The sequence below is a fragment of the Paludibacterium sp. B53371 genome, from assembly GCF_018802765.1.
Lineage (GTDB): Bacteria > Pseudomonadota > Gammaproteobacteria > Burkholderiales > Chromobacteriaceae > Paludibacterium.
The window spans coordinates 2,194,655-2,207,474 of the sequence record NZ_CP069163.1; the positions used below are offsets into that span (position 1 = coordinate 2,194,655).

Sequence of the window (12,820 nt, forward strand, 5' to 3'; positions counted from 1 at the left end):
AAAAATGGCGAACCGAGGTTCGCCATGTCGAAAGACTTACTTGCTCCAGGTATCACGCAGCCCGACGGCGCGATTGAATACCGCCCTCTTGCCCGGCTGGTGATCGTAGCGATCCGCAACAAAGTAGCCGAGACGCTCGAACTGATAGCGGCTCTCCGGCTGCACATTCAGTGCCGAGGCCTCGAGATAGCCCGTGGTCACGGCCAGCGAGGCCGGATTGAGGAACTGACGGAAGTCCAGGTATTCACCGTCCTCGCCGCGAATGGCATCCGGGCGCGGTTCGGTAAACAGACGGTCGTACAGACGAACTTCGGCTTCGATGGCGTGCTCGGCGCTGACCCAGTGGATGACCCCCTTGACCTTGCGACCTTCAGGGTTCTTGCCCAGCGTGTCGTGGTCGATCGAGCACTTGAGTTCGATCACGCGACCGCTTTCATCCTTGATCACCTCTTCGCACTTGATCACATAGGAATAACGCAGACGCACCTCACCCCCCGGCGTCAGACGCTGCCAGCCCTTGGGCGGCACTTCGGCAAAGTCGTCCTGCTCGATCCAGATCTGGCGGGCAATCGGCACATCACGCTCACCGAACTCCGGATGATGCGGATGAAACGGTGCGCTACGCGAGGCGGTCACGGCGGCATCGTAGTTGCTCAGCGTCACTTTGATCGGATTGAGCACGGCCATGATGCGCGGTGCTTCCGACTCCAGCGTCTCGCGCACGGCACCTTCCAGCACGCTCATGTCGATGACGTTGCTGCTCTTGGAAATGCCGATGCGCTGGGCAAACAGGCGAATACCGGCCGGGCTGTAGCCACGGCGACGCATGCCTTCGACGGTGGGCATGCGCGGATCATCCCAGCCGCTGACCAGACCTTCGGTCACCAGGGCATTGAGCTTGCGCTTCGAGGTCAGGGTCGAGAGCATTTCCAGGCGCGAGAATTCGTACTGGCGCGGGTGGCAGGGCACGTCGAGGTGATCCAGCACCCAGTCGTACAGCGGGCGATGGTCTTCGAACTCCAGCGTGCACAGCGAGTGGGTAATGCCTTCCAGCGCATCCGAAATGCAATGGGTGTAGTCGTACATCGGGTAGATGCACCACTTGTCGCCGGTACGGTGATGATGCACGCGGCGGATGCGGTAAATCACCGGGTCGCGCAGATTGACGTTGCCGGAGGCCATATCGATCTTCAGGCGCAGCGTACGACTGCCGTCGGGAAACTCGCCGTTCTTCATGCGCGTGAACAGGTCGAGGTTCTCCTCGACGCTGCGGTTGCGATACGGACTGTCGCGGCCCGGTTCGGTCAGGCTGCCGCGGTATTCGCGCATCTGCTCCGGCGTCAGTTCGCAGACATAGGCGTGACCGGCCTTGATCAGGGCCACGGCATAGTCATACAGCGCATCAAAGTAGTCGGAGGCATAACGCACATTGCCGTCCCACTGGAAACCCAGCCAGCGGATGCTGTCCTGGATCGAACGCACATATTCGTCCGATTCCTTTTCCGGGTTGGTATCGTCCATGCGCAGATGGCAGCGCCCCTGGTAGTCTTCGGCCAGACCAAAGTTCAGGCAGATCGACTTGGCATGGCCGATGTGCAGGTAACCATTCGGTTCCGGCGGGAAGCGGGTCACGATCGAGGCATGTTTGCCGGAGGCGAGATCCTCGTCGATGATGGAGCGGATGAAGTTGCTGACGACAGGCGTGTTGTTTTCCGTGCTCATTATGTGATCAGTAGCCAGAGTTAATGCGTAATGTGCCGATTGTACCCGATTTGCCGCGCCAAGTTCAGACCCGAGACAGAGCGCAATATTACTATCGACCTCGTTATGCCAAAGAAGTAGGATAGATCTATCCATGCTTCCTGCAGGGTCATTGCCATGAACGACACCACGCCCCAACCCGACTCGCCCGCCGACGAGCCCGTTGCCGCCCCTACCGCAACCGAAGCCACTGACGCCCAGACCGCAGCCACCGGCAGTGACAAACCGGTGCGCAGCAAGACCGCATCACGCAGCAAGCCCCGCTCGTCCCAGGCCGAGCGCGCCGCTGCGGCCCGAGCCCAGGCAGCGCGTGAAATCGAAGCCATCAGCCAGTCTCCGATGGCGATGCAGATCGCCCATGCCCCCCGCGGCTCCTCAGAAGACAGCACGACGGCCCCGTTGCCGGCCAATTATCCCTACAAGACCCGCATGCGCCGGCCGGAGTACGAGCACATCAAGGCCGAACTGCAGATCGAACTGCTCAAGGTGCAGAACTGGGTCAGGGAAACCGGCCAGCGGATCGTCATTCTGTTCGAGGGGCGCGATGCAGCGGGCAAGGGCGGCACCATCAAACGCTTCATGGAGCACCTCAACCCGCGCAGCGCCCGGGTGGTGGCACTGGAAAAACCCACTGAAGTCGAGCGCGGCCAGTGGTACTTCCAGCGCTATGTGCAGCATCTGCCGACGGCAGGGGAAATGGTGTTCTTCGACCGCTCCTGGTACAACCGCACCGGGGTCGAGCGGGTGATGGGCTTCTGCACACCGAACGAGTATCTGGAATTCCTGCGCCAGGCACCGGAGTTTGAACGCATGCTGGTCAACAGTGGCCTGAGGCTGTTCAAGTACTGGTTCTCTGTCAGCCGCGAAGAACAGCTGCGACGCTTCATTTCGCGCCGGGACGATCCGCTCAAGCACTGGAAACTGTCACCGATCGACATTCAGTCGCTGGACAAGTGGGATGAATACACGGCAGCGAAAAAGGCCATGTTCTTTCACACCGACACCGCCGATGCACCGTGGACCGTGATCAAGGCCGATGACAAGAAGCGGGCGCGCCTCAACTGCATCCGTCACTTCCTGTGGCACCTGCCCTACCCGGACAAGAATACCCGCGTGGTCTACGAGCCGGACTCGTTGCTGACCGGTCCGGCCTCCCATGTGCTGGGCGAGCAGGACAATCACATCATCGACCGCTTCTGAGCATCGGACACATGAAAAACGGCAAGCCAGTGTGGCTTGCCGTTTTTCATGATCGCCGGCGCAGGCCGGACAGACTCAGGCGACCGAGGGCTCGCGCATCAGCAGCGTCAGCAGGTCGGCCACCTTCTGCTTCAGTTCGCGGCGATCGACGATCTGGTCAATGGCGCCCTTCTGCAGCAGGAACTCGGAACGCTGAAAACCTTCCGGCAGGGTCTGCCGAACCGTCTGCTCGATGACGCGCGGGCCGGCGAAGCCGATCAGGGCGCCCGGCTCGGCCAGCACCACGTCCCCCAGGAAGGCAAACGATGCCGATACCCCCCCCATGGTGGGATCGGTCAGAATGGAGATGAAAGGCAGACGCGACTCAGCCAGCAGATCCAGCGCGGCGCTGGTCTTGGCCATCTGCATCAGCGAGTTCAGCCCTTCCTGCATGCGCGCCCCGCCGGAGGCAGAGACGCAGATGAACGGCGCACGGGCCTCGACGGCCGCCTGGACGCCACGCACGAAGCGCTCGCCCACGACCGAGCCCATCGAACCGCCGATGAACTTGAATTCAAACGCGGCAACCACGGCCGGTACCGACAGGATGCTGCCCTGCATGACCACCAGCGCATCGTCTTCCGCCGTATCGGACTGGGCGGCACCCAGGCGGTCAATGTAACGCTTGCTGTCCTTGAACTTCAGCACATCAACCGGCTTGACCTCGCTGCCGATTTCGCGCCGGCCTTCCTGATCCAGCAGCACCTCGAGACGCGCACGCGCATGCAGCGGGTGATGATGCCCGCACTTGGGACAAACCTGCAGATTGGACTCGAGATCGGTGTAATACAGTACGGCTTCGCATGCGGAGCATTTGCTCCACAAACCTTCCGGCACCGCCGACGGTCGATCCGCGCGACCTTCGCGCTTGATCTTCGGCGGCAGGAGCTTGTTCAACCAGCTCATGCAGACTCCTTGGACAATTCGACCCGGCCTGGCCGGGTCGTCACGTCAGGCTCAACACGCTAGAGAGCAAAAACTCTAGCGAATGGCCGATTTCAATTCGGCCACCAGACGCGCGAGCCGCCCTTTGGCAGCTTGCGGCTCGGCGGCCTCGATTTCCTGCACCAGTCGGCTGCCCACCACAATGGCGTCGGCAGTGACTGACAGTGCTCGGGCGGTTTCCGCATCACGAATGCCGAAACCCACTCCGATAGGCACGGGAATTGACTCCCTAAGGGCGGCAATTTTACCCGTAACTTCAGCAATGTCCAGATGACCGGCACCAGTTACGCCTTTTAGCGACACATAATAGACATATCCGCGCGCCAGTCGGCCGATCTGCGCCACCCGCTCCGGCGGCGTGGTCGGGGCCACCAGAAAGATCGGATCCAGACCGGCGGCAGTCAGCGCGCCGGTCAGTGCCTCGGCCTCTTCCGGCGGGCAATCCACGGTCAGCACGCCATCGACCCCCACCGCGCGCGCGCGCTCGGCGAAGCGCTCGAACCCCATGGCGCAGACCGGGTTGAGATACCCCATCAGCACGACCGGAGTATAGGAATTTTCCAGACGGAATGCGGCGACCATTTCCAGCACCTGGGTCAGGCTGACATGGTGCTTGAGCGCCCGCTCCGAGGCTCGCTGGATCACCGGACCGTCCGCCATCGGATCAGAAAACGGCACGCCCAGTTCGATGATGTCCGCCCCGCCCTCCACCAGACCATGCATCAGGTCGACGGTGAGTTTGGGGTTGGGATCACCGGCGGTGATAAACGGAATCAGCGCCTTCTCACCCGCCAGACGATTGAAACACTCTGCAATTCGCGACATGTGCGCCCCCGCTTACAGGCTGATGCCGGACAGGCCGGCAATGGTGTTGATATCCTTGTCGCCCCGTCCGGACAGGTTGACCAGAATCACCTGGTCGCGCGACATGGTTGGCGCCGCCTGGGCGGCCCAGGCGAGTGCATGGCTGGACTCCAGCGCCGGAATGATGCCCTCCATACGGCAACAGTCATGGAAGGCCTTGAGCGCATCATCATCGTTGATGGCGGTATATTCGGCGCGACCACTGTCCTTCAGATAGCAATGCTCCGGACCGACGCCGGGGTAATCCAGCCCGGCAGACACCGAGTGGGTCTCCATGATCTGGCCATCGGCATCCTGCATCAGATAGCCGCGGAAGCCATGCAGCACCCCGGGGGTACCGGCTGACAGCGGCGCGGCATGGCGCAGGCCATCCAGACCTTCGCCGCCCGCCTCGACACCGACCATGCGCACGCCCGGCACATCGATATAGGGATGGAACAGGCCGATGGCATTGGAGCCTCCCCCGACGCACGCCACCACCACATCCGGCTGGCGGCCGATCATTTCCGGCATCTGAACCTTGCACTCTTCACCGATCACGCGCTGAAAGTCACGCACCAGCATCGGATAAGGATGCGGACCGGCAGCCGTACCGAGAATGTAGAACGTGGTATCGACATTGGTCACCCAATCGCGCATGGCCTCGTTGAGGGCATCCTTCAGCGTGCGCGAACCGGACTCGACCGGCACCACGGTGGCGCCAAGCAGTTTCATGCGATAGACATTGGGCGATTGCCGCTTGATGTCTTCCGACCCCATATAGACCACGCACTCCATGCCGTAACGGGCCGCCACGGTCGCCGAGGCGACGCCGTGCTGACCGGCACCGGTCTCGGCAATCACGCGCTTCTTGCCCATGCGGCGGGCCAGCAGGGCCTGGCCAATGGTGTTGTTCACCTTGTGGGCACCGGTATGGTTGAGGTCTTCCCGCTTGAGATAGATCTGGGCACCACCGAGCATTTCCGACCATCGGCGTGCATGGTAGATCGGCGAAGGACGGCCGACAAAATGCGCCAGCTCGCGACGGTATTCGTCCCAGAAGGCCGGATCGGCCTTGGCACGGGCATACTCTGCCTTCAGTTCCTCAAGGGCCGCCATCAATGTTTCGGCCACATAGATGCCACCATAGGCGCCGAAACGGCCCCCGGCATCGGGAAGATCATACTGACCCATACTTTGCTCCTTGAATGAATGCCGCCATGCGGCGGGCATCCTTGATCCCCTTTGACACTTCCACACCGCTCGACACATCCACGGCAGCAGGACCCACCTGCCGTACCGCATCGGCGACATTTTTCTCATCCAGCCCGCCGGACAGAATCAGCGGCACCGGCAACCTTTCCGGCAACAACGACCAGTCGAATCGCGTCCCGGTCCCTCCGTGGACACCATCGACAAAGGCATCCACCAGCAGGCCTCTTGCATCGTGAAACACGCCGGCCAGGGCCAGCAAGTCCACCCCCGGCCGCATCCGCACCGCCTTCAGATAAGGACGGGCGAAGGCGCGGCAAAAATCGGCAGACTCATCGCCATGAAACTGCAGCACATCCACCGGCACGGCGGCCAGGACCTCCTCGACCGCCTCGCGCGACGGATCGACAAACAGCGCCACCACGCTGACGAATGGCGGCAGCGCCGCCACTACCTGACGCGCAGCGGTCAGCGATACATGACGCGGACTTCTGGGATAGAACACCAGCCCGATGGCATCGGCACCCAGCCGGGCCGCCTCGACACCGTCTTCAGGGCGGGTAATCCCGCAAATCTTCACCCGGGTCATGCCCTCATCTCCATAGTGTCAGCCGCGCCGTCTCCGTCTCGGACGGCAAGTTAAAGTGCGCCGGATAGCCCACCCCGGTCAGGTACAGCCCATCGGGCATGAAGGTCGGCGGTGCCGTCGTGCGATCTCTCGCCGCCAGCAACTGGCGCATGTCATCGACGCTCAGTGCGCCTTTGCCGACATACAGCAGCGCCCCCACCAGATTGCGCACCATATGATGCAAAAAAGCATCGGCCAGCAGATCGAAGCGAATCAGGCCCTGATGCTCGACCAGATCCAGTTTTTGCAGATCCTTGACCGGACTTTTGGCCTGGCACTCCGCAGCGCGGAAGCTGGAAAAGTCATGACGCCCGATCAGACAGGCAGCCGCTGTGCGCATGGCATCCACGTCCAGTGACTGGTGATACCAGCCCACCTTGCCTGCCAGCAGGGCCGGACGCACCGGATGCGTCAGCAGGTAGTAGCTGTAGCTGCGGGAAAAGGCCGAAAACCGTGCATGGAAGTCATCCGCAACCTGACGTGCCCACAAGACACTGATGGCCGCAGGCAGATGGCTGTTGACGCCACGCACCCAGGCATTGTCCGGGCGCGACACGGCGCAATCGAAATGCACCACCTGCCTGGAGGCGTGCACCCCGGCATCTGTACGCCCTGCCGCCATGGTACTGACCGGCACGCCGGCGATGGCACTCAGGGCGCGATTGAGTTGATCCTGTACCGTATTGCCGTGCGGTTGCGTTTGCCAGCCAGCGAACGCCCGACCGTCATACTCCAAGCCGAGCGCAATTCTCATTGATATTCCATCCTTGATCCGACAGCCAATCCCTGCGCCAAATGATTCACTCTACCTCAAGCCATGGTGGTCTGACCACGGGGCCGACATAAAAAAGGCCAGACAAATGTCCGGCCTTCCTGACAGATTCTGCATCGGGCTCAACTGCCCGGGTGACGTGCCATCTCCTGAGCGGATTTGTGATCGCCCATTTCCTGGAACAGCAGTGCCAGGGCTTTCTGATCAATCGGCTGAGGCAATTCCGGTGCCTCGGCCGTATCAAAATCGACCGCCGCATCACGGAACACAACCAGATCATCGGCCAGTTCATCCAAGCCACCCAGCTCGCGCAGAGGGCGTTCCGGCATGGCGGCAGCCGCCGGGGCGACAACCGTCGCACGACGCTCCCAGTCATGATCCGGCGCCAACTCGCGACCCATGCGTAACACGCCCTGCCACATCTCGCCCCCCGCATCGAAACGGCTGCGTGCCATTTCAGCCTGCTCGATAAACCCCTCACGGTCATTCTGACTGGCCAGCAACAGCAGCAGGCGATAGCGCAGATCGTCCCGGGTAGGGTCATAGCGCAGCCATTGCCGCATCCCCTCGACCGTGGTACCGCGATCCAGCCCCTCTGCCTGCTGAGCCTGCAGGCGCTGATGGCGGCGGCGCAAAGCCAGGGCCGTCACCGCTGCCGCGAGCAGTATGCCCCCGGCGGCGGTGGCGGCCACCATGGAGGAGGAAGACCTGGCCTTGACGACAGGCGGCGCAGCGACGGATTTTTGCTGCTGCAGGGCCTGCAATTTTTTCTCCAGCGACCGGGCGATGGTGTCGGCATCCGACAGTTGGCGCTCTTGCTGCGCCAGCTTGGCGCGCAAGTCGGCCAGACGGGACTGGCTATCCTCGATGCCGGGTAACGGCGCATTCAGCTGGACGACGGCCGGCTGGCCGGCAGCGGCTGCGGACGCCGGGGAGGCATCCGGCGTCGCGGCATCCTGCCTTGGCGACCACTGTGCCGGATAACGCAACAACACACCGGCGCGCAGACGATTGATATCGCCAGCGATGAAGGCCTCCGGGTTGTTACGGTACAGGCGCTGCATGACCGAGGCCAGTGAGAGGCTGTCAGGACGCAAGCGGCTGGCGATCGACGACAAGGACTCCTTTGGCTGAACGCGCCAGGTCAGGAACCGGCCATCGGCATCGGCGCCTGTCCGCTCGCTCTGAAGATCGGTGGTCGCGGCAGGCTCGGCCTGCTCGGACACAACAATCTGCAGATCCTTCGCGTCCAGCTGGTAATGGCGAACCAGCCGCGCTTCATCCAGCCGGACATCCAGGCGGAAATCCAGCCGCGGCAACATCAGCGCTTCCGTCGAAATCAGCTGCAGCACCCGGCTGCCATCCGGACCACTGATGACGGAGTAGCGCATCGAAGACAGCAGCGAAAGTGTCTCGGCAGAGGGTTTACCCGCGGCAGACAACGGAGAAACACGCACTTTCAGGCGTGCCGTATCGGCGGGTGCCACCCCCAGCAGGGGAGCCTCGGCCAGCAGGGGTTCACGCGCCTGGGACAGGACCTTCAGGTCCCCCAGGGCCACATGACCATGACCGCCATGCACCGAGGGCAACAGCGAGGGTTTCCGATCCGGCGCAGGAGCCGGCGTCCGCTTCTTCTGACCGGCCGCCGCATGACGTTCGCTGACCTGGTACTCGCGCACCGCGCCGCCCGAAGCCCAGCGCAGCGCGACGGCAAAATCCAGCTCCTTCTCGGCAAAATGCTCCGGTCCGAACACCAGAATGCCGGTCGGTTTGCCATCGACGGATTTTTGCAGGGTAAAGTGCAGCTGGCCGGCCGAACTGCTGTAGGGAGACAGCATCGGGTAACGGTTGCGATCGGCGAGCGATACCACGGCATCCTCGCCCGGCATGTCGTCCACAAAGGGAATCAGCGCCGTAAAGGCCTCTCCCGGGGCAGACAGCACCTCGATCGCCCCCAGCCCTGCCTGGGCGGCATGCGGCCAGGCGAACAGGCCGGAGACGGCCACCGCCAGCAACTGGCGTCGTACCGGACGCTTCACTGCTGCCCTCCGGCAGCGGCAACAAAACAGAATGTCAACGTATTCATCTGGCTACTCATGCAACTTGCGCCAACATGTCTTCGGCCCGCTGCTTCAACTTGCCGCCGGCCTCGCGGATCAGTTCGTTGAGCACCTCGCGGGCACCTTCGTTGTCGCCCATGTCGATATAAACCTGGGCAAGATCCAGCTTGGTCGACAAGGCCTCCTCGTCTTTCGACGGCGGCAGGCTGATGTCTTCCACCAGGACCTCTCCGGCACCGCTGACGGCAGGTGCCGATGCCGTCCCGGCCACCGCCTCTTCAACGGGAGCGGCCGGTACCGGGTCGGCGACCGGAGGCATCTCAATGACCGGTTCCTCTGCAACAGGCTCGGGATCATTCAGCATAGACAAATCAGGCTCGATGTCCAATGCCGGTTCGGCCGAAGGCAATGACGCATTGTTTTCAAGGGAAAAATCAAAATCCAGCAGGCTGTTTCCGTCGGAATTTTCAGCTGCAGGGGTTTCGACCTGTCCCTCGGCCGGCAGTTCAGTCTCCGGCAGCGCCAGAGGCGGTTCAGCAGGCGAAACCGGCAACATTTCGGACTCCTCCGAACCCACCGGCGTTTCCAGCGCCGAGAAATCCATCATCGGTGTCGCCGCCGCGGCCGCCACCGCCGCCGGGTTCTCCGGCAGATACAGCGGATTTTCCGGATCGATGGCCGCGCCCATGGCGCGGGTCCGCTCCCAGAGCGCTCCGCGTCCGTCATAGGCGTCGTGCACCTCACGCGCCAACACTTCGAATTTCACCTTGTCGGGCCGAGCCGCATAGATCTCCAGCAGCTTGCTGCGCAGATCCTGGCGTCCCGGATGCTGATCCAGCGCCTTGCGCAGAATGTCCTCAGCCTGATCATCATGACCATAGGCCAGATACACCTCTGCCTCCGCCAGCGGATCGCCATGACCGCTGGCCTCGGCAGCGGCCGGATCGGGCTGGGCCACGCCGGTCGTGGCCAGCGGGTGCTTGCCCGGAGATTTCGGTGCTTTCTTCTTGCCGTTGGCCGAACGGCGACGCCCGAGCAGGAAGAACAACACGGCAATCAGCGCCACGGCACCCGCTGCCATCGCCAGATTCAGCGGGTTGCGGTAGTTGAAACCCTTGGCCAGCAAATTGGCCGTGGCCGCCTCGGAGGCCTGCAAGGACTTGATCTGCTTGTTGAGCTGATCGATATGCTGGTTGGCTTTCTTCAGCGCTTCGGCACGCTGCTGGACCTGCTGCTGCAGGGTATCGATCTTGGCGTGCGCAGCCGCCTCGGAAGCGGCATAAGCCGCGATCTGTGAGGCCGCGAGCGGCGGTGGCGGGGCCGGATGGGCCTCGGTGGCCGGATGCGCCGCGGCGCCAGCCGGTGCCGGTGCCGGTGCCGGCGCGGCGTGAGCAGCAGCCGTCGGCGGCACGGCAATCTTGTCGGGCGGCGGCAGCGGTTCGCTCAGGGGGACCGCAGGACGAATGTTGCGCGGGGCAGCCACCTGGGTTTGCGGATGCAGGATGGCACGCGCCCGGGCAAGCGTCAGTGCACGCATCGCGGCAGCAGACGGCACCTGCAGTTCACTGCCACTGCGCGGCACCGGCGGAGTGCCCGGCAGAAACTGACGCTTGTTGGCCTGATACAGTGCCGCCATGGCCTGCTCTGGCGCCACGCCTTTGGGACGCACACGGGCGGCCAGCGAAGCCAGACTGTCCTGCTTGCCGACCTTCAGCCGCTGCGGCATCGCCGGAGCGGCATTGGCAGCCGGGGTGGTTTCCACCGGCACATCGACCACATCCCCCTCGCCACGCGACTCGAGTTTCAGATCATAAGCGCTTACCCACTGCCCGCCGGTGGTCTTCAGGGCCAGCACGAATTGCAGATAAGGCGTGCGAATCGGCTTTTGCGAACGGATCAGCACCACCGGGCCGCGCGGACCGGCGCGCAGGGAAAACCGCAGATCGGCCAGCTCGGGCAGATACACCACGTTGAGATTGTCGAAGGCGGCCCGATCGGCCAGACCGACGCGCCAGTGCATGAAGTCGATGGCTTCCGGGCGGGTAATGGCCACCTCGGCCCGCAGCGGTTCGCCCAGCCGGGAATACAGCACGATGGGGCCCAGTTCAGCCCGGGCACAGACGGCAAACAGGATCAGGGCCAGTCCGGCAAGGTATCGTCTCAACACATCGTCTCCTCGCGCGGCAGATCGTCACCCGCCGCGCTGGTCGGGACACAACATATGGCGCACAGACGCCAAATGGCGCTAAATACTGCAATATTAGAATGTGCTGGAACAATTGACCAGCACAAACCTTATGTCATCAATTCAACTTGCCGGCCTTGAGTAGCACTTCCGCGACTTCGACACAATTGAGCGCGGCACCGACACGGACATTATCGGCCGTCAGCCAGAAAGCTAAACCCGCCGGGGTAGCGCGTACGCGACTGACCCAGATGCGGTCGGAGCCGGCCACTTCCATCGGTGTGGCATAGCCATCCTCGCGTTGCGGCTCATCCACCACATGGATGCCGCTGGCAGCCAGCAGCTTGCGGGCCCGATCGACCTCCAGCGGCTTGTCCAGTGCCACATGTACAGCCCAGGCATGACCAAAGAACACCGGCACCCGCACGCAGGTCACCTCCACCGGCAAGGACGGCACACCAAGCAGGCGACGCACTTCGTCGATCACCGACTGCTCTTCGCTGCTGTGCCCGTCCGCCGCCACCTCACCGATGCACGGCAGCAGGTTGAAGGCGATACGCTTGGGATAAACCGCCGTCTCGACCTCACGCTGGGCAAACAGCGCCGTCGTCTGGTCGGCCAGGGTTTCCAGCGCCTGCTGGCCGCTGCCCGACACCGACTGGTAGGTCGATACCGTCACCCGGCCCAGGCCATGGCCGGCCAGCGCATTGAGCGCCACCGCCAGAGGGGTGACCGTGCAGTTCGGCACGGACACCAGCGAGGTGTCTTCCTGCGCGGCCAGACTGGCCCCGTTGATGCGCGGCACGACAAAAGCTACCTGTTCGTCGTGGCGAAACGCCGAACTGAAATCGATGACGCTGGCACCGGCGGCCCGCGCCTCCGGCACCCGCTGGCGCGACAGTTCGCTGCCGGCGACAAAAAACGCCAGGCCGACGTTTTCGAAGGAAAAATCATCGATGGACTGCACATCCAGCTCCAGATTGCCAAAGGCGACCGTTTCCCCTTCGTGCTGCGACTCGTCAACGGCAAAGACACGCTGGGCGGGGAACTGGCGGGTAGCCAGCAGATCGAGCAGCGCCTGGCCGATCAGACCGGTAGCGCCGACAACGGCAACTTGCAGAGCTTGCGACATGATGAAAATCCTGTAAGCAACAGGGGCGCTTGCGCGCCCCTGA

General features: G+C 62.9%; 10 protein-coding genes. 1 reads left to right on the top strand and 9 read right to left on the bottom strand.

From position 1 onward, the window contains the following. Positions 1-36: 36 nt before the first annotated feature. On the bottom strand, positions 37-1,722 hold the full coding sequence (locus tag JNO51_RS10575) for a glutamine--tRNA ligase/YqeY domain fusion protein (RefSeq protein ID WP_215776844.1): 1,686 nt from the start codon (positions 1,720-1,722) through the stop codon (positions 37-39). A gap of 156 nt (positions 1,723-1,878) precedes the next feature. On the opposite strand from JNO51_RS10575, the gene ppk2 reads away from it, so the two are divergent. After that, complete coding sequence (gene ppk2 / locus JNO51_RS10580; protein ID WP_252346062.1) at positions 1,879-2,961, top strand: polyphosphate kinase 2; 1,083 nt, start codon at positions 1,879-1,881, stop codon at positions 2,959-2,961. Positions 2,962-3,036: 75 nt separating this feature from the next. Here the strand turns inward: ppk2 and accD are convergent, their stop codons facing one another. The 8 genes from accD to JNO51_RS10620 form a co-directional block, all read right to left on the bottom strand. Beyond that, the gene (accD, locus tag JNO51_RS10585; RefSeq protein WP_215776846.1) at positions 3,037-3,906 is read right to left on the bottom strand and encodes an acetyl-CoA carboxylase, carboxyltransferase subunit beta; all 870 of its coding nucleotides are present in this window, start codon (positions 3,904-3,906) and stop codon (positions 3,037-3,039) included. 75 nt (positions 3,907-3,981) lie between these two features. Then, on the bottom strand, positions 3,982-4,770 hold the full coding sequence (gene trpA / locus JNO51_RS10590) for a tryptophan synthase subunit alpha (protein ID WP_215776849.1): 789 nt from the start codon (positions 4,768-4,770) through the stop codon (positions 3,982-3,984). Between the two features lie 12 nt (positions 4,771-4,782). Next, complete coding sequence (gene trpB, locus JNO51_RS10595) at positions 4,783-5,982, bottom strand: tryptophan synthase subunit beta (RefSeq protein WP_215776854.1); 1,200 nt, start codon at positions 5,980-5,982, stop codon at positions 4,783-4,785. Further along, positions 5,969-6,589, bottom strand: a complete 621-nt coding sequence (locus JNO51_RS10600) for a phosphoribosylanthranilate isomerase (RefSeq protein WP_215776856.1) — start codon at positions 6,587-6,589, stop codon at positions 5,969-5,971. The genes trpB and JNO51_RS10600 overlap by 14 nt, the downstream gene beginning before the upstream one ends. Positions 6,590-6,593: 4 nt before the next feature. Beyond that, positions 6,594-7,382, bottom strand: a complete 789-nt coding sequence (gene truA / locus JNO51_RS10605; protein ID WP_215776858.1) for a tRNA pseudouridine(38-40) synthase TruA — start codon at positions 7,380-7,382, stop codon at positions 6,594-6,596. Positions 7,383-7,522: 140 nt separating this feature from the next. Next, positions 7,523-9,439 carry a FimV family protein gene (locus tag JNO51_RS10610; RefSeq protein WP_215776860.1) on the bottom strand — a complete coding sequence of 639 codons (1,917 nt, stop codon included), beginning with the start codon at positions 9,437-9,439 and terminating at the stop codon, positions 7,523-7,525. A gap of 55 nt (positions 9,440-9,494) precedes the next feature. Next, positions 9,495-11,624: a FimV/HubP family polar landmark protein gene (locus tag JNO51_RS10615; RefSeq protein WP_215776862.1), complete on the bottom strand. Its 2,130-nt coding sequence runs from the start codon at positions 11,622-11,624 to the stop codon at positions 9,495-9,497. A gap of 139 nt (positions 11,625-11,763) precedes the next feature. Then, positions 11,764-12,777, bottom strand: a complete 1,014-nt coding sequence (locus tag JNO51_RS10620; RefSeq protein ID WP_215776864.1) for an aspartate-semialdehyde dehydrogenase — start codon at positions 12,775-12,777, stop codon at positions 11,764-11,766. Positions 12,778-12,820 lie beyond the last annotated feature (43 nt).

Coding starts and splice junctions, on each gene's coding strand:
- trpA (WP_215776849.1), bottom strand. CDS start 4,770: ATGTCGCGAATTGCAGAGTGTTTCAATCGTCTGGCGGGTGAGAAGGCG.
- ppk2 (WP_252346062.1), top strand. CDS start 1,879: ATGAACGACACCACGCCCCAACCCGACTCGCCCGCCGACGAGCCCGTT.
- JNO51_RS10620 (WP_215776864.1), bottom strand. CDS start 12,777: ATGTCGCAAGCTCTGCAAGTTGCCGTTGTCGGCGCTACCGGTCTGATC.
- trpB (WP_215776854.1), bottom strand. CDS start 5,982: ATGGGTCAGTATGATCTTCCCGATGCCGGGGGCCGTTTCGGCGCCTAT.
- truA (WP_215776858.1), bottom strand. CDS start 7,382: ATGAGAATTGCGCTCGGCTTGGAGTATGACGGTCGGGCGTTCGCTGGC.
- JNO51_RS10575 (WP_215776844.1), bottom strand. CDS start 1,722: ATGAGCACGGAAAACAACACGCCTGTCGTCAGCAACTTCATCCGCTCC.
- JNO51_RS10600 (WP_215776856.1), bottom strand. CDS start 6,589: ATGACCCGGGTGAAGATTTGCGGGATTACCCGCCCTGAAGACGGTGTC.
- accD (WP_215776846.1), bottom strand. CDS start 3,906: ATGAGCTGGTTGAACAAGCTCCTGCCGCCGAAGATCAAGCGCGAAGGT.